The organism is Pseudoclavibacter sp. CFCC 13796, from assembly GCF_008831185.1.
Classification (GTDB): Bacteria; Actinomycetota; Actinomycetes; order Actinomycetales; family Microbacteriaceae; genus Pseudoclavibacter_A.
This window is the reverse complement of record NZ_WBKD01000002.1, coordinates 122,020-139,077: the sequence shown is the minus strand read 5'-3', so window position 1 is coordinate 139,077 and position 17,058 is coordinate 122,020. Positions and strand designations below refer to the sequence as shown.

Here is a 17,058-nt window from a genome sequence, read left to right as displayed (position 1 = left end):
GCGGATATCCGCCTCTAAGCCCTCTAAGCCGTGATCAGGCCAGGCTGCGATGCAGCGCCCAAATGGCGCGCGCAGAGTCTTCCCAAGTGAACGAGCGAGCGCGATCGGCGCCTTCCTGAGCGAGACGTTTGACCGCCTCTTTGTCAGTCATGACTGTGCGCATGGCTGCGGCCATGCCGTCGACCAGCGACGAACCCTCCAAAGGCACGCTGAGGCCGGCGCCCCCCGTGACTTCGAGCAGTGACTCGGCATTCGGGTAGATGACCGGGGTGCGAGCGACCATCGCATCGAACAGCGGCAGCCCGAGGGCGTCTCCGTCGCCGAAGTAGATCAGAGCGCTGGCCCGAGTGTTCAGCACGGCAAGGGCTTCGTCGTCGACCTCGCCGAGAAGCCGCACCTGATCGGCGTTCAGCCCGGAGTCGGCGATGATTCGCGAGGCCGGGGTCTGGCCGGGATCCTGGCGGCCGATGAGCAGCAGCGGTTCCTCGAGATGCGCCTGAGCGTAGGCAGCCAGCAGCAGTCGCAGGCTGGCCGGCCGTTCGCTGGCGAATGCGATCAGGAATCGATCGGGAAAGCCCAGCTCGCGAGCGCGCCCGGCGACCGATCCGCGGGCGACGAGATGGCGGGTAGGAGAAACCGGCACGACCTGCACTCGGTCGCCCATGCGCGTGTTCTGATCGACCAGATGCGCCAGCTCGTGGTGTGTGACCACGATCGCATCGGCGTATCGTTCGGTCAGTTTCAGCAGCCGGCCGATTCGCATGCGCTCACGGCGTGAGAGCGTCTCCGGAGCGGTCCAGATCGCCCCGGAGTGCAGCGTCACGGCGGTCTGAACGCCGGGCTCGATCATGCGGTTGTGCGAGAAGAACGGAGCCAGCATCGTCGGCGAGTGCGTCGTGCCGTCGCTGAGCAGTCGCGGCGGAATGCCCATGTTCCATGCGAGCGCGAGCTGACTGCTGCTGGCAGGCAGTCGGATGAGACGGTCGAGTCCCGGAAACTGGGACTCGAGCCGTCGCGTGAGCTCCTGCGGGTGCGAGGCGATGACACCGCTGACCGTATCGCCGTTCTCCGCGGTGCGAATGAGCGCGCGCGTGATCTCGGTGGTGTAACGGGTCACTCCGCTGGGGTCGGCATCGAAGAGATTGTCGATGACCACGCGAAGCTGCGTCATCTGTCCTCCTGTGCGATCATCGCATTGCTGTCGGTGTAGTGGGATGCGGTGTAAGGCCGGGGCTCAGGCCTCAGCGCCGGGGTGGCTGACGAGCCAGGCCTGCCAGGCGCTCGTCACGATATCAGACAGGTCGTGGCTGGCGTGCCAGCCCAACACCTGATTCACTCGCGAGCTGTCGGCGATGAGCTGCGGAGGGTCGCCCGCCCGCCGGCCGCGCACCTCGGGCACCAGATCGCTCCCGGTGACCTTGAGAATCTCGTCGACCACCTGGCGCACGCTGAAACCGCTGCCGGTGCCGATGTTGAAAGTCGACTCGGAGCGGTCGTCGCCCTTGAGATAGGCGAGTGCGCTCAGATGTGCGTCGGCCAGATCGTAGACATGGATGTAGTCGCGCACGCAGGTGCCGTCGGGGGTGGGGTAGTCGTCGCCGAAGATGAGCGGCGCTTTGCCCTGGGCGATGCGGTCGAACACCATGGGAACGAGGTTCAGAATGGCCGGATCGCCGAGGTCGTCCCAGCCTGAGCCCGCGACATTGAAGTAGCGCAGCTTGGCGACGTGGATGCCGTGGGCGCGAGCAACGGCGTCGATCAGCCATTCACCCGCGAACTTGGTCTGGCCGTAGGGATTGATCGGCTGGCAGACGACGTCTTCGGGCACGACGGCCACGTCGGGTTCGCCGTAGACCGCTGCGGAGGACGAGAAGACGATGTTCTGCGCATCTGCGTCGACCATCGCCTGCAGGACGTTGTTCAGACCGTCGAGGTTCTGGCGGTAGTACCAGAGCGGACGCTCGACCGACTCGCCGACCTGTTTCTTCGCCGCGAAGTGGACGACAGAGTCGATCTGCTCCTCGCGCATGATGTCAGCGAGTCGCTCGTTCGCGCCGGCGGCCGAGATGTCGAACTGATGCAGCGTGGCGTCACCGACTCGATCGGCTGCCCCGGTCGTGAGGTCGTCGACGACGACGACGTGTTCGCCGCGCTCCTGCAGCAGACGGACGACATGTGCGCCAATGTACCCGGCACCGCCGGTAATCAGAGTTCCCATGAGAGCCAACTATACCGACTGGTGTCTGCTCGACGCGGATGCGAAGGACTCGCCGTTTCGAGGATGCGGTGTCGATGAGGACCTGTCGGCAGCCCGGTTTCCGATGCGGTTCGACTTGACTCAGGGGAATTACACGGGTGTAATTAGACAGGTCGAATTGCTTACACACCATCTGCACAGAGGGAGGCACCTGCATGGCCGAGCAGCATCTCAGCGCGGTGCCTGACGACTGGTTCGACGACCCCATTCTGCGCGGTGTGGCCGGCTATACCGGCTATGATCGCGAAGCCGGCGTGCTCGAATGGCAGTCTGAGGCGCTGTGCGCCCAGACTGATCCCGAGGCGTTCTTTCCTGAGAAGGGCGGCTCTACCCGAGATGCGAAGCGCATCTGCTCTTCCTGCGAAGTGCGCGCCCAGTGCCTTGAGTATGCTCTTCAGAATGATGAGCGATTCGGTATTTGGGGTGGTCTGAGTGAGCGTGAGCGCAGAAAGCTCAGAAGGCGTGCAGTCTGAAAGGCAGCAGTCTTAGATGAGCGCACGCATTTTCGCCGTCGTCGTCGTGCACAACGGTGCGTCGCAGCTGGCTGACACACTCACGGGCCTGCGCCAGCAGACGGTGCAGGCGCCGGTCATCGTCGTCGACACCGCATCCACCGACGACTCTGCAGCCGTCGCCAGAGCCGGCGGCGTCAACTACATCGTTCGCACCGGAGCAGACACATCGTTCGGTGCAGCTGTCGGCGACGCCGTCGACGCTGTCATCCCCGATCTGCAGGATGACGACTGGCTCTGGCTCCTGCATGACGACAGCACGCCTGAGCCCACCGCTCTCGCTCATCTTCTCTCCGAGCACGATCGGTCGCCGAGTGCGCTGCTGCTCGGGCCGAAGCTGATCGACGCCGACCGTCCCGATCATCTCGACGAGTTCGGCCTCACTATGACGACCCGCGGCGAGAAGGTGAGCCCCGCCGCAGGGGAGCTCGACCAGGCGCAGTTCGATACGCAGTCCGACGTGCTCGCCGTCGGCACGGCCGGCATGCTCATCCAAGGCGGGCTGTGGAGGCGTCTCGGCGGCCTCGACACCAATTTGGCCTTCAGCGACGACGGACTCGACCTCGGCATCCGTGCGCGCCTCGCCGGGGCTCGTGTCGTCACCGTGCCTTCGGCCCGTGTGGCGCATCATCGTCTCAGCGAACGCAGCAGCACTCCGGCCGCGCGGACGCGTCGGCCGAAGTATCGCCAGGTGCGCTGGGCGCAGCTGTACCGTCGGCTCAGCTACACCACCGGCACAAGTGCAGTGTTTCTGTGGCTTGCGTTGCCCTTCATCGCGTTCGGGCGAACTCTGCAGCACCTCTTCGACAAGCGTCCCGGACTGATTGCAGGGGAGTGGGCAGCCACTGTCACCGCCATGTTCAGTCGCGGCCGTGTGGCCGCGCACCGCAGACGCATCGCCGATGCCTCGGTCGCCCCATGGTCGGCCATCGAACCGCTGCTGCTTTCAGCGGGCAGCGTGAACCGACTGCGTGCCGATCAGCGTGAAGAGGCTCTCTTCATCGACACCGACGTCGACGACGATGACACGGTGCCGTTCTGGCGCTCGAAGGCCCCCCTGGTCGCTCTCGCGCTGTGGGCGTTCAACGTGCTGCTGCTGTGGCGCCTGATCGCCGCAGGCGAGGTCTCGGGCGGCGCAGTCGAGCCGCTGCGGCCTGACTGGTGGGCGAGCTTCACCTCGCTTTTCTCGCTGCAGCACTTCGGTGCCGTCGACACCGGTTTGATGACCGATCCGAACTCCGCCCTGTGGACTCTGCTCTCCGCCCTCACGTTCTGGCATCCGTCGACCGTCATTGTGCTCCTGCTGCTGACAGCGATGCCGCTCGCCTTCGCGTCCGGCTGGTATCTGATGCGGGCGCTGTCGAAGACGTCTTGGGTGCGCATCGTCGGCGCTGTCGTCTGGGCGCTGTCACCGGTGTTCGTGCAGGCGCTCGTCTCGGGAGACCTGTCACCGACGGTCTTCCACATCGTGCTGCCTCTGGCGGTCGGCTCTCTGCTCGCGGTGGCCCGCCCCGGAAACGGTCGAGAGCGCTCGATTGGTCGCGCAGCCGCTGCGGGCCTCTGGCTCGCCCTGCTGAGCGCCTGCTCGCCGATCGGATGGATCGTCCTGCTGGCGGGCATCCTCGTCTGGTCGGTCTTCGCACACCGACTGCTGCGGTCTCTCTGGGCGGTGCTGATCCCCAGCCTCGTGGTCTGGGTGGGGCCGGTGCGCGACGCAGTCGTGACTCACGACTGGCTGGGGCTCCTCTCCATCGGCGGCTCGCTGCCGTCCAGCGGCCCGAACGATCCCCTTGATCTGCTGCTGCCCGGATCCGCTCCATGGCTCTGGCAGACCCTGGTTCCTGCTCTCGACGGCCAACCGCTGGTCGCACAGGCTGTCGCCGCGATCTCGGCGGCGGTGCTCATCGTCATCGGGCTGGTCGGTCTCTTCACCCATCGTTGGGGACGCGTCCTCATCGGTCTCGTCCTGTTCTCGGCGACTGGTGCACTGGCCGTCGTGTTGTCAGGGATCACGTCGATCCGGGTCTTCGGAGCGCCCAGCACCTGGGACACGACCCCGCTGCTCTCTGCGGCGACGCTGTTCCTGCTGGTGGCTATCTCGGGCACGCTTGTCGGCGCACGGGTCGGCCTGGCGAAGACAGCGGCGGCCGTCGCCATCTGCGGTGTCGCCGTGGGCATCGCCGCGCCGGGAGCGCTGGCGATCAGTCAGGGCGGGGCCGTGGGGGCGGTCGCGAACACCGCTCCGGCGCTGGTTCAGGCCGAAGAGCGCAACGCCCCCGGCGGGCGTGTGCTCGAGATCGTCGCGAATCCTGACGGGTCGTTTGATGCGACGACGACTCCGTCGGCGTTCTTCGGCACGCTGCAGGGCCGACATCGTCAAGTGATCAGCGCGAGAAGCCTCGACGACGGCCGGCAGCAGGTCGAATCGACCGTGTCGAATCTGGCGAGCTACAGCGGCTACGATCCCACGGACGCGCTGAACCAGATGGGGGCCCGTTTCGTCCTGCTGCGCGCCGCTGACTCCACCGTCTCGACCGATCGCGTGAGCTCGGTGCTTGACGCCAACACCGCGCTCGAGCCGGCTGGTCGCAGCGACATCGGTCAGCTGTGGCGCGTCACTGGATCGACTGCGGTGGCCGACTCCGGGCCCAGCATTTGGTGGCTCATCGTGCCGCAGGCGATCGTGCTGCTGTTCTTCCTCGCGCTGAGCCTGCCGACCGGCCGCCTGCGCGACGAGGCCGAGACGTCGTCGGCACTCTCGCTGCTGGAAGGAGACGCCGATGATGTCTGATACGGCATCCGAACAAACGACCCCGAAGATCTCCGATACCCCCGCAGCCCAGCCAGAGGCGTCGTCGAAGGGGAGACAGCCGGGCGGCGTCCGCCGTGTCGCTCGCCACGCCTCCCGGTGGCTGCTCAGCGTCGTGGTGGTCGTCGCATTGGTTGCCGGGGGATGGGCGCTGACCAGATTCGCCACACCCGAAGTCGACCTCAGTCGTCAGGCGAGCACCGTTGTGCCGGCCTCGGTCGAGAGCACTCGTGTCTGCCCGGTCGGGTTCCGCACCGGGGGCTCCATTACCTCGGTGGATGCCGGTGACGCCGTGGGCAGCGGATCGATCGCTGCGATCTCTGACTCAGACCTCACGGTGCAGAGCGTCGGTCAGTCGGAGCCGACACCGTTCGGCACGGCCGGCGGAGTCGCGACACGCGACGGCGTCTCAGCAAGCACCGTCGTGCGTACCAGCACTGACCATCAGTCTGCGCTGGGCGTGCTCAGCGGTGCACGGGTCGACGATGGGCAGAGCAGGGGCACGCTGCTGGCCGACTGCACCAGCCCGACGTTCGACAGCTGGATCGGCGGCGGTTCTCAGCAGGTCGGACGCTCCACGTCGGTGCGTGTGGTCAACCCGAGCTCGCTCGCCTCGACGGTGACGCTCACGGTCTTCACCGGCGAAGGACAGCTTCTGTCAAGCACCGGGGAGCTGAATGTCGAAGCAGGCAGCGAGCGTGTGCTGCCGGTCTCGGCCGTCACCACCACCGATCAGCAGATCTTCGTGCGCGTGCAGGCAGTGCGAGCGCCGGTCGCCGCGTTTCTGCAGCAGTCGACCGTGCGCGGTCTCGAAGCCGGCGGCCTCGATGTGCAGGCGCCGGGGGCTCAGCCCGCGACGCAGCAGAACATCACCGGTGTGCGCATCTCCGGCGGAGCCGATCGTGCAGGCCTGGCAGGCGAGGGCGGCTGGGAGGACACTCAGCCGGTGCTTCGCCTGCTCTCGCCAGACGAAGGAACAGTCGCACACGTGACAGTGAGCGGCGCCGACTCGCGGTCGTTCGACGTCTCACTGACGCAGGGGGTCGTCGTCGACACGCCGCTTGGTGACCTGCCTGACGGCGACTACCAGATCTCGATCACGGCAGACGCATCGATCGTCGCCGCAGCGCGTGTGACCTCGGGCGGGCGCGATCAGGCCGACTTCACCTGGCTGCAGAGTTCAGACGCCGTGACGGCGCCGCTGTCGTTCGCCGTTCCGTCGACTCCGACTTCGCTGGCCCTGAAGCTCAGCGGCGCACCGTCGTCGACGGTGTCGGTGCAGGTCGACGGGGCGTCACGAGACGTTCAGCTCGACGACAGTGGCATCGGCTCGTTGGATCTCTCGGCGGGGCAGTCCGTCGAGGTGCGTCCGACACAGGCCGTGCATCTCGCGGTGGTGACGAGCGGTGGCGATGGCATCGCGGCGGCCGCGCTGGCAGGGGCAGAATCCGCTGGCGCGGTGGACGTTCTGGCGCGCTGACGTCGACCGCTAGATCTGGTGGCCGTGCATCTCCCACGGCTGACGTCCAGTGAGTTCGGCGAAAGCCGACAGCACGCAGTATTCGATCGTCATCTGACGCTGCACCTCGTCGGCGTCCTCCACCTCGGCGCCGAGGGTCAGGGGCAGGCGATGCAGAACGATGGTGCGCTGACTCTGATCGACCGTCCAACGAGGGTCATGCCCGTCTTTGAGCTGATTCGGCATGTCGGAGAGCAGGACTGTCACGTCGTCGAGTTCGGGGGCCCAGTTCGCTTTGACGTACGAACTCGTGGCGGTGATCCGGTCGATGAGCGCCTGTCGGCGAGAGCCGAGCCTCTGCAGGTACGGACCTCCGACACGGCTGCGCAGACGGCGGTGCCGTGACCGGTGCCCGGAGCGTGACGGGTGAGACGAAGACGCTGACATGGCTCCAGTCTAGAGGCGAGCGCACCGACTACAGTTGGTACAGTCCGTCGATACTGCAAGGAGCACTGCCCAATGAGCGAGACCCACGAGCCCTTCGACTATCAGATTCGCGATCTGACGCTCGCCGAGGCAGGTCGACACCAGATCCGTCTCGCCGAGTACGAGATGCCGGGTCTGATGTCGCTTCGTGAGCAGTATGCCGGGCAGCAGCCGCTGAAGGGCGCTCGTATCGCCGGTTCGCTGCATATGACGGTGCAGACCGCTGTGCTCATCGAGACGCTTGTCGCGCTCGGCGCCCAGGTGCGCTGGAGCTCGTGCAACATCTTCTCGACGCAGGACGAAGCCGCCGCCGCTGTGGTGGTGGGCCCCCACGGCACCCTGGATGCGCCGGCGGGTGTCCCGGTCTTCGCGTGGAAGGGCGAGACGGTCGACGAGTACTGGCAGATGCTCGCTCGGGTGTTCGACTGGTCACATGAGGCCGAGCAGCAGGGTGCTGACTGGATCGGCCCGAACCTGATCCTGGACGATGGGGCAGACGCCACCGGATTCGTGCACCTCGGCTTCCAAGCCGAGCAGGATGCGACCTCGCGGCCGTCGCATGAGCTCAGCCACGAAGAGACGGCCATGTGGGCGGTCATCGACGCGCTGCTGTCGGAACGTCCAGGCTGGTTCACTCGCGTCATCCACGACATCAAAGGGTCGTCCGAAGAGACGACGACCGGTGTGCACCGGCTGGCGCACATGGCCCGCGACGGCGAACTCCAGTTCTCGGCCATCAACGTGAACGACTCGGTCACCAAGAGCAAGTTTGACAACAAATACGGCATCCGACACTCGCTGCCCGACGGCATCAACCGCGGCACTGACACTCTGATCGGGGGCAAGGTCGTGTTCGTCGCCGGCTACGGCGACACCGGCAAGGGCGCGGCCGAGGCGATGCGCGGCCAGGGTGCTCGCGTGATCGTCTCCGAGGTCGACCCCATCTGTGCGCTGCAGGCGGCGATGGACGGCTTCCAAGTCGCCCGACTCGACGACGTCGCCCACGAGGTCGACATCGTGGTGACCGCCACCGGCGACCTCGGAGTCGTCACCGTCGATCAGCTGCTGAAACTGAAGAATCACGCCATCGTCGGCAACGTCGGGCACTTCGACAACGAGATCGATATGGCCGGTCTCGAACGGCTTCAGGGCGCCAGCAAAGTGAACATCAAGCCGCAGGTCGACGAATGGCACCTGCCGAACGGCAACAGCATCCTGGTGCTCAGCGAGGGACGCCTGCTGAACCTCGGCAACGCCACGGGGCATCCCAGCTTCGTCATGAGTGCCTCTTTCACCAACCAGGTGCTGGCGCAGATCGAGCTGTTCACCAACCTCGAGGCATACCCGATCGGCCTGCACCGGCTGCCGAAGGCGCTCGACGAGCACGTGGCACGGGTGCATCTTGCCGCCCTCGGCGTCGAGCTGACCACTCTGACGCCTGCACAGGCCGACTACCTCGGCGTTCCCGTCGACGGCCCGTACAAGCCGGATCACTATCGGTACTGACCTATGGCACATCGCATTCTCGCCGTCGACGACGATCCCGATCTGCTGGAGATGATCGAGATCGTGCTGCGCGGGCAGGGGTGGTCGGTCGTCACGGCAGCGGACGGGCCATCAGCCGTTCAGACCTGCCGCGAGCAGCACCCTGATCTGGTGCTGCTCGACGTGATGCTGCCCGGCTTCGACGGCGTCGAAGTGGCGCGACGCATCCGCAGAGAATCCGATGTGCCCGTCGTCATGCTCACAGCGCGCACCGACACCACCGACGTGGTCGCCGGGCTCGCCGCCGGCGCAGACGACTATGTGTCCAAACCGTTCTCACCGCAGGAGCTCGTGGCCCGCATCGAAGCCCGCCTTCGCCGACTGCCCGGAGACATCGCCTCGGTGCTGCGTCTTGGCGCGCTCACGATCGACACCGCAGCGCATCAGGTCACGAAGAACGGCGAGATCGTGCGACTCACACCGCTCGAGTTCGACCTCTTGGCGGCCCTGGCTCGACAGCCCGGGGTCGTCGTCAGCCGCGACCAGCTGCTCGAGGAGGTCTGGGGCTACCACTACAAGGCCGACACCCGACTGGTGAACGTGCACGTGCAGCGCCTGCGGGCCAAGATCGAGGACGACCCGGAGAACCCCGAGTACGTGCTCACCGTGCGCGGCGTCGGCTACACCGCAGGAGAGCGCTGATCGTGGCGGCAAGTCTGCTTCGCGTGCCCGCCCGGCGTCTGATGCAGTGGCTGCGGCGCTCGCTCACGGCTCGCGCGCTCGTGGTGTCTCTGGTGCTCAGCACGCTGACCACACTGCTCGTGTTCGGACTCATCTCACTGCGCATCTCGACCGAGCTGTTCAAGTCGCGCAGCGAGACGGTGGTCGGTCTCAGCCAGTCGGCGATCGAAGACGTGCGATCGATCGGTCTGGGCTCGACGGCGCAGGACGAACAGTCTCTGCAGACGCTGAAAGTGTCGATGCTGCGCAGCGCCGAGTCTCTGGCCCTCTCACAGCAGGTCGCGCTGCTGCAGACGGAATCAGGCGAGCGGCCGGTGCTGAACAGCCCCGATCTGATCAGCGCCTCGCTGAACGCGCAGAGCATTCCCGCATCGCTGCGCGAACAGGTGCAGGCCAACCCCGACACGATCTTCTGGCAGTCGGCGAAGGGAGCTTCCGGAGAGCCCGCCATCGTGGTCGGCGGTTCGTTCAGCGTGCCGCTCGCCGGCGAGCACGAGATCTACATCGAGAACTCGCTGGCCCCCGAGCAGCAGACGCTGGAGTTCGTGCAGCTGATGCTGTTGATCGCGGCTCTCGTGCTGGTGCTGATGACCGGCGCGATCGCGGTCATCGTCACCTCGCTGATTCTGCGGCCGATTCGCCGCACCGTCCAAGTCTCGAGCCGCCTCGCACGAGGCGACCTCGGGCAGCGTCTGCCCCAGACAGGGGCGGCCGAGGCCGTCGCGCTGGGACGTTCGTTCAACAAGATGGCCGACTCGCTCGAACGTCAGATCCTCGAGCTGCGCCGGCTGTCGACGCTGCAGCGGCGCTTCGTCTCGGACGTCTCACATGAGCTGCGCACCCCGATCACCACGATCAGCCTGGCGGCAGACGTCATCTACGCCAGGCGCGACGATCTGGAGGGGGCGACGCGACGATCGGCCGAGATTCTGCACACCCAAGTGCAGCGCTTCGAACGGCTGCTCAGCGAGCTGCTCGAGACCAGCCGTCTCGACGCCGGCGTCGTCGCGCTTGACCGTTCAGAGGTCGATCTCGTCGGCCTGGTGGGCAGCGTCGTCACCGACTGCGAGGCGCTCTCCCAGCGACAGGGCAGCCCGATCACGGTGACGGCTCCAGACGGGGCCGTGCCGGCATCCATCGACAGCGTGCGAGTGGGGCGGGCGGTGCGCAACCTTCTCTCGAATGCACTGGAGCACGGCGCAGGATCACCCATCGAGGTCGTCGTCGATCGACCGAGCGGGGCGACGCCGGCCGTCGGGCGCATCCGTGTCGTCGACCACGGCCGCGGCATCTCGGCCAACGATCTGGAACACGTATTCGACCGGTTCTGGCGGGCCGACGCCTCCCGTCAGCGCACACTCGGCGGCACCGGGCTGGGGCTGTCGATCACACGTGAGGACATGCAGCTGCACGGCGGCAGCGTCTCGGCGGAGTCCGAGCTGGGGCACGGAGCGACGTTCACGATCACGCTGCCCCTCGAAGAGGAGAGCTCATGACGAGCGGGCCGAAACGAGTGCTCGTCGGGCTGGTCGCCGCTGTGCTGCTGCCGATTGCTCTGCTGCTCGGCGGATGCGTCCGGCTGCCCGATTCCGGGTCGCCGCAACGCGTGGTCGACAGCGGAGGCAGCGAGAACAGCAGCGGCTACGTGGTCAACGCCTCGGGGCCGGCTGACGGCGCGAGCCCGATCGAGGTCATCAACGGGTTCATCCTGGCGTCGGCCGACACCAGAGGCAGCCACTCTGTCGCCCGAGAGTTTCTGACCGACGGTCTGGCCGCCAGCTGGCAGCCAGATGCGCAGGTGCAGGTGCTCGACAGCATGCCCGACCTCGACGATCACGACAGCGGCCACGTCGAGGCAACGGGTGCGCTGCAGGCGACGGTCGACGCCGTCGGCGTCTACCGCGAGCAGACGTCTCGGCTGAAGCAGGAGTACTCGCTCGTGCAGGTCAACGGACAGTGGCGCATCAGCTCCGCACCGGACGGGGTGCTGATGACGCGAGCGAGCTTCGACCTGGTGTTCAGACCAGCGCGGCTCGCCTACCTCTCGACGTCCGGCGACACGCTCGTGCCCGACGTCCGCTGGTTCCAGGCGGGCGATCAGACGGCCACACGACTGGTCAAGGCCTTTCTCTCCGGCCCCGTGCCCACCGTGCAGGCCGGCGTGCAGCAGCTGATCGGCAGCGATCTGCATCTGGCGGTCGAGGCCGTGGGCGTGAGCAGCGGGGTCGCCTCGATCTCGCTGAGCGGTGAGTTCCTCTCACTCGACGAACTGCACCAGCGTCAGGTGAAGACCCTGTTGGTGCGCTCCCTCGAGCAGGTCGACGACATCCACGAGGTCAGTCTCACCGTCAACAATCTGCGCATCGATCTGCCCACCATTCCGACCGCTGAGATTGATTTTCCCCATACCCAGAACGGCGTCGTGCTCGGGTCCGAAGGCGAGAGCCTGCAGGCCATGGACGGCCAGAGCTGGCAGCCGGTCGATCCTCTGCCATCCGAGCTGCAGCCGGTTCGCTCGGCGCTGACCGACACCTCGGTCAGCTCGCTGAGCGTGGCGCGTGGGCGACTGGCCGCGGCCGCAGCCGACGGCATGCACTACATGGGCGACGATCAGAACCCGCGCGTGCTGAGCGGAACGGCGTCGGGCGTCGCATCGATCGACGTCGTCGGCACCGCCTGGACGCTGCGCGACGGCCAGATCGTCTGGGTCGATGCCAACAGCGGAGTCTCGGGTGCGCTGCCGCTGCCCGCAGACGTCGTCGGCACCGGAGCAGTGGTCGCCGCTGCCGCAGCTGCGGACGGTGCCCGCGTCGGAGTCGCAGTGGCCGAGGGACAGAACATCCGCCTGCTGGCGTTCGGCGTGCGTCGTGACGCGACGGGGCATCCGGCCGAGCTCACCGCGGCGACCGAGCTCGGAAAGGCGTCAGGCACGGTGACGGCCCTCGCCTGGAACGCCGACGACCAGGTCGCGGTGGCACTCGCTCCGGGGTCCTCGACGGGTGAAAGCACGATCCTCGTCCGTTCGATGAGCGGGAGCGGCACTCAGGCCACAGTGCACGGGCATGTCACGCAGCTCGTCGGCGCGCCCCGCGACGGTCAGCTGCGCGTGGTGAGTGACGACCGGCTCTTCTCTGTGCAGAGCGGCAGCGTGACCGAACTCGGAGTGCGCGTCTCTGCACTGACCACCATCTGGCATTGACACGTGCACAGGGGGTGTCGAGGGCTGGTCTGTCGATTCCTTCTTGGGCGATGCTCGACGCATGGACGTCATGGGCGCGCTGCGTGAGATCGGCACGCTGCTGCTGCCTGAGTCCTGCCTTGCCTGCGGAGGCAGGACGTCGACGGCTCTGTGCGCCACCTGTCTGCAGGCGTTCGACGATTCTCCGACGGTCGTGTGCGTCGAAGGTGTGCCCTGCTTGGGGTGGGACGACCATGACGGTCGCATCCGCGTCGTCATCCGTGCGGTGAAAGACGATCGGCGCACAGCCGAACTCGGCTTGCTGCGCATGCATGCGAACCGGCTTGCAGCAGTCGCACGTCGACGGCTCGCCTCTGACGGCGCACTGTGGGCGGCGCTGCCGTCGTCGGCGGCTGCCCGACGCCGACGAGGCTTCTGTCTTGCCGAGCGGGCATTCGGGCGCAGCGGGGAGTCCGTGCGTGAAGACGTGCTCTGGCCGGTTCGGAAGCTGCACGACCAGCGGGCACTCAGCGCCTCGGCCCGACGAAGCAACCTCGCAGATGCGCTGTATGCAGACCGGGGTGCGGTCGTCGGGCGGCAGGTGCTGCTGATCGACGACGTGATGACGACGGGTGCCACCATGCGAGCGGCGAGAGACGCAGTGCTCGCGGGCGGCGGAGACGTCGTCGGAATGCTGGTGCTTGCGCGAACGCCTCGTGCTCTGGCTGCTCGATGAGAGAGCTGGGCATTCTCTGAGACGGCCCCACACTTCTGCTCGCAGACACGTAGAATGGTTCGGTGTGCGCCCTGCGGCAGCGACTGACAGTGTGCTGAGGCCTGCACGAGACCTGAGAGAGAGTGGACACGTGGCTGGAATCGTCGACAACATCCTGCGCATCGGTGAGGGGCGCATCCTCAAACGACTGAAGCGGGTGGTCAGCCAGGTCAACGCGCTGGGCGACGACTACAAAGAGCTCAGCGATGACGAGCTTCACGAAGAGACGCAGCGTCTGCGTGACCGCTATGACAGCGGCGAGACGCTCGACGATCTGCTGCCCGAGGCATTCGCCGCCGTGCGCGAGGCTGCCGACCGCACGTTGGGCATGCGTCACTTCGACGTGCAGATCATGGGCGGCGCGGCACTGCACCAGGGCAACATCGCCGAGATGAAGACCGGTGAGGGCAAGACCCTGGTCGCGACGCTGCCGGCCTACCTGAACGCGATCGCGGGCAAAGGCGTGCACGTCGTCACCGTCAACGACTTCCTGGCCAAGTACCAGAGCGATCTGATGGGCCGCGTGTTCCGTGCGCTGGGCATGACCACCGGCTGCATCGTCGCAGGGCAGACTCCGCAGCAGCGTCGCGAGCAGTACGCCGCCGACATCACCTATGGCACGAACAACGAGTTCGGCTTCGACTACCTGCGTGACAACATGGCCTGGCAGAAGAGCGACCTCGTGCAGCGCGAGCGCTTCTTCGCCATCGTCGACGAGGTCGACTCGATCCTGATCGACGAGGCTCGTACCCCGCTGATCATCTCGGGTCCCGGTGACGGCGACGCCAACCGGTGGTTCGGCGAGTTCGCCAAGGTCGCCCGTCGCCTCAGAGAGGGCACTGACTACGAGGTCGACGAGAAGAAGCGCACCATCGGCGTGCTCGAGTCCGGCATCTCGAAGGTCGAAGACTACCTCGGCATCGAGAACCTGTACGAGTCGGCGAACACCCCGCTGATCTCGTTCCTGAACAACGCCATCAAGGCCAAGGCGCTCTTCAAACGCGACAAAGACTATGTGGTGCTCAACGGCGAGGTGCTGATCGTCGACGAGCACACGGGCCGAATCATGCAGGGGCGCCGCTACAACGAGGGCATCCACCAGTCGATCGAGGCCAAAGAGGGCGTCGAGGTCAAGGCCGAGAACCAGACCCTCGCCACGATCACGCTGCAGAACTACTTCCGCTCGTATGACAAACTCGCCGGCATGACCGGTACCGCCATGACCGAAGCGGCGGAGTTCTCGAGCACCTACGAGCTCGGCGTCGTGCCGATTCCCACGAACAGGCCCATGATCCGCAAAGATCAGGCCGACTTCATCTTCCGCACGGCCGAGGCCAAATTCCACGCGGTCGTCGACGACATCGTCGATCGGCATGAGGCCGGTCAGCCGGTGCTGGTCGGCACCACGAGCGTCGAGAAGAGCGAGTACCTCTCGCGTCTGCTCGCCAAGCGCGGGGTCAAACACGAAGTGCTGAACGCCAAGAACCACTCACGTGAGGCCGCGATCGTGGCTCAGGCCGGTCGCCTCGGGTCGGTCACGGTGGCCACGAACATGGCCGGTCGTGGCACCGACATCATGCTCGGCGGCAACGCCGAGTTCCTGGCGGTGTCTGAGCTGGCCAGCCGCGGGCTCTCGCCGACCGAAACCCCAGAAGAGTACGAAGAGGCCTGGGACACCGCCTTCGCCGACGTCAGACAGCGTGTGCACGACGAAGCCGAGAAGGTCATCGAAGCCGGCGGTCTGTACGTGCTCGGCACCGAGCGGCACGAGTCACGCCGCATCGACAATCAGCTGCGCGGTCGTTCCGGCCGTCAGGGAGACCCCGGCGAGTCGCGCTTCTACCTGTCACTCGAAGACGATCTGATGCGGCTGTTCAACTCGTCGGCGGCCGAGGCGCTGATGGCTCGCACCTCGCCAGAAGACGAGACGCCGATCGAGTCGAAGATGGTCTCGCGTGCGGTCGAGAACGCCCAGGGGCAGGTCGAGGCGCGCAACACCGAGATTCGCAAGAACGTGCTGAAGTACGACGACGTGATGAATCGCCAGCGCAACGCGATCTACGCCGACCGTCGGCGCATCCTCGATGGGGCCGACCTCGCCGAACAGGTGCAGGGCTTCCTCACCGACAGCGTCGAGGCGATCGTCGACGACCACGTGACCGCGGGGTCGGCGGCTCAGTGGGATCTCGACGGGCTCTGGCGTGACCTCAAGGGCGTCTTCCCCGTGTCGGTTACCCGTGACGAGGTGATCGAAGAGGCCGGTGGCGACCTTGGCCGAGTCACCGTGCCGATGCTGAAAGAGCAGCTGCTCTCAGATGCCCGCATCGCCTATGAGAAGCGCGAGCAGCAGCTCGGTGACGAGGCCATGCGCGAGCTCGAACGCCGCGTCGTGCTCTCGGTGCTGGATCGCAAGTGGCGCGATCACCTCTACGAGATGGACTACCTCAAAGAAGGCATCGGCCTGCGGTCGATGGCGCAGCGCGATCCGCTGGTCGAGTACCAGCGCGAGGGCTTCACGATGTTCAACCAGATGATGGGCGGCATCAAAGAGGAGTCGATCGGGTTCCTGTTCAACCTCGATGTGCAGATCGAGCACAAAGACATCGACGGCGACGGCATTCCCGACGTGCAGGTCGAGGCGAAGGGCCTCGATCGCACCGACAAGCCGGCGCAGTACAGCTACTCTGCGGCTGACGAAGACGGCGCCGAGAGCGACGGCGGCGAAGGCAAGCCGGCACCGGCCGCCAACCGCGCCCAGCGGCGCGCCAACAAGCAGAAATAGCCGTCTCGGGCGCACAGTCGCCGATGGCAGCAGTCAGGCCGGTCGTCCCACCTGGGAGACCGGCCTGACTCGTCTGCTCAGACGGGCTACAGCACGGCGAGATCTTCGACCAGCCAGCGCTCCCGACTCCGGCCGAAGACCACGGTCGCGACCTGGGTGCGTACACCGTCTTTGGTGAACACCACGACGCAGTCGACGCGGCTCAGATCGTAGGTCGGGCGAACCAGTGTGCGCAGCACGCGCACGTCCGGCCGCGCCGGCCGTGCTCGCCTGAGGCGGTGCCTCTGCTGAGCGAGCTCTGAACGAACCCGGATCTTCATGAGCACGTCGTCAGACACCCACCTCGTGAGATGCTCCGCCGGGCGCACGCCGGCATCCACCTCTTGGGCGGCGACGAAGAGCTGGATCAGACGGCGCTCGAAGCTCGTCTGACTGCTGCGGTTCGGTGGATATGACGTCTGCCCTGACATGGTGTTCCCCTTTGATCGTGATCTGTAACGGCGCCAGCCGGCGATCTGCAGACGACCGATCTGACGTGGTCTCAGACTAAAAGTCGGGTGCCTTTAAGGTGGCG

The 17,058-nt window shown here is 66.3% G+C and carries 13 protein-coding genes; 9 read left to right on the top strand and 4 right to left on the bottom strand.

All coding sequences use genetic code 11. From position 1 onward, the window contains the following. Positions 1-34 precede the first annotated feature (34 nt). Both F8O07_RS09605 and galE read right to left on the bottom strand, forming a co-directional pair. A complete protein-coding gene (locus F8O07_RS09605) occupies positions 35-1,171 on the bottom strand; it encodes a glycosyltransferase (RefSeq protein WP_158031984.1) in 1,137 nt (378 codons plus the stop codon). Positions 1,172-1,234: 63 nt separating this feature from the next. After that, positions 1,235-2,218, bottom strand: a complete 984-nt coding sequence (gene galE, locus F8O07_RS09600; protein ID WP_158031983.1) for a UDP-glucose 4-epimerase GalE — start codon at positions 2,216-2,218, stop codon at positions 1,235-1,237. Positions 2,219-2,412: 194 nt separating this feature from the next. Here galE and F8O07_RS09595 point away from each other — a divergent pair, with 194 nt between their 5' ends. Genes F8O07_RS09595 through F8O07_RS09585 form a run of 3 tightly spaced genes read left to right on the top strand, consistent with a single transcriptional unit; the run spans position 2,413 to position 7,058 of the window. Next, on the top strand, positions 2,413-2,730 hold the full coding sequence (locus tag F8O07_RS09595; RefSeq protein ID WP_158031982.1) for a WhiB family transcriptional regulator: 318 nt from the start codon (positions 2,413-2,415) through the stop codon (positions 2,728-2,730). Between the two features lie 16 nt (positions 2,731-2,746). After that, positions 2,747-5,560, top strand: coding sequence for a glycosyltransferase family 2 protein (locus tag F8O07_RS09590; protein WP_158031981.1), 2,814 nt, complete (start codon positions 2,747-2,749; stop codon positions 5,558-5,560). After that, the gene (locus F8O07_RS09585; protein WP_158031980.1) at positions 5,550-7,058 is read left to right on the top strand and encodes a DUF5719 family protein; all 1,509 of its coding nucleotides are present in this window, start codon (positions 5,550-5,552) and stop codon (positions 7,056-7,058) included. The genes F8O07_RS09590 and F8O07_RS09585 overlap by 11 nt, the downstream gene beginning before the upstream one ends. Positions 7,059-7,067: 9 nt before the next feature. Here the strand turns inward: F8O07_RS09585 and F8O07_RS09580 are convergent, their stop codons facing one another. Then, the gene (locus F8O07_RS09580; protein ID WP_158031979.1) at positions 7,068-7,484 is read right to left on the bottom strand and encodes a hypothetical protein; all 417 of its coding nucleotides are present in this window, start codon (positions 7,482-7,484) and stop codon (positions 7,068-7,070) included. Between the two features lie 72 nt (positions 7,485-7,556). Between F8O07_RS09580 and ahcY the strand changes: the two genes are divergently transcribed. The 6 genes from ahcY (at position 7,557) to secA (ending at position 16,484) form a co-directional block, all read left to right on the top strand. Continuing rightward, positions 7,557-9,029 (top strand): adenosylhomocysteinase, encoded by a 1,473-nt coding sequence (gene ahcY / locus F8O07_RS09575; RefSeq protein WP_158031978.1) that lies wholly within the window; start codon positions 7,557-7,559, stop codon positions 9,027-9,029. 3 nt (positions 9,030-9,032) lie between these two features. Continuing rightward, positions 9,033-9,710 carry an MtrAB system response regulator MtrA gene (gene mtrA, locus F8O07_RS09570; protein ID WP_158031977.1) on the top strand — a complete coding sequence of 226 codons (678 nt, stop codon included), beginning with the start codon at positions 9,033-9,035 and terminating at the stop codon, positions 9,708-9,710. A 2-nt stretch (positions 9,711-9,712) separates the two neighbouring features. After that, on the top strand, positions 9,713-11,245 hold the full coding sequence (gene mtrB, locus F8O07_RS09565) for an MtrAB system histidine kinase MtrB (RefSeq protein ID WP_158031976.1): 1,533 nt from the start codon (positions 9,713-9,715) through the stop codon (positions 11,243-11,245). Further along, positions 11,242-12,948, top strand: coding sequence for a GerMN domain-containing protein (locus F8O07_RS09560; RefSeq protein WP_158031975.1), 1,707 nt, complete (start codon positions 11,242-11,244; stop codon positions 12,946-12,948). Before mtrB ends, F8O07_RS09560 begins: the two co-directional genes overlap by 4 nt. Before the next feature lie 61 nt (positions 12,949-13,009). Continuing rightward, the gene (locus F8O07_RS09555; RefSeq protein ID WP_158031974.1) at positions 13,010-13,663 is read left to right on the top strand and encodes a ComF family protein; all 654 of its coding nucleotides are present in this window, start codon (positions 13,010-13,012) and stop codon (positions 13,661-13,663) included. Positions 13,664-13,793: 130 nt separating this feature from the next. Next, a complete protein-coding gene (gene secA, locus F8O07_RS09550; RefSeq protein WP_158031973.1) occupies positions 13,794-16,484 on the top strand; it encodes a preprotein translocase subunit SecA in 2,691 nt (896 codons plus the stop codon). A gap of 86 nt (positions 16,485-16,570) precedes the next feature. Here the strand turns inward: secA and F8O07_RS09545 are convergent, their stop codons facing one another. Beyond that, positions 16,571-16,954, bottom strand: coding sequence for an Rv3235 family protein (locus F8O07_RS09545; RefSeq protein ID WP_158031972.1), 384 nt, complete (start codon positions 16,952-16,954; stop codon positions 16,571-16,573). Positions 16,955-17,058: the final 104 nt, after the last annotated feature.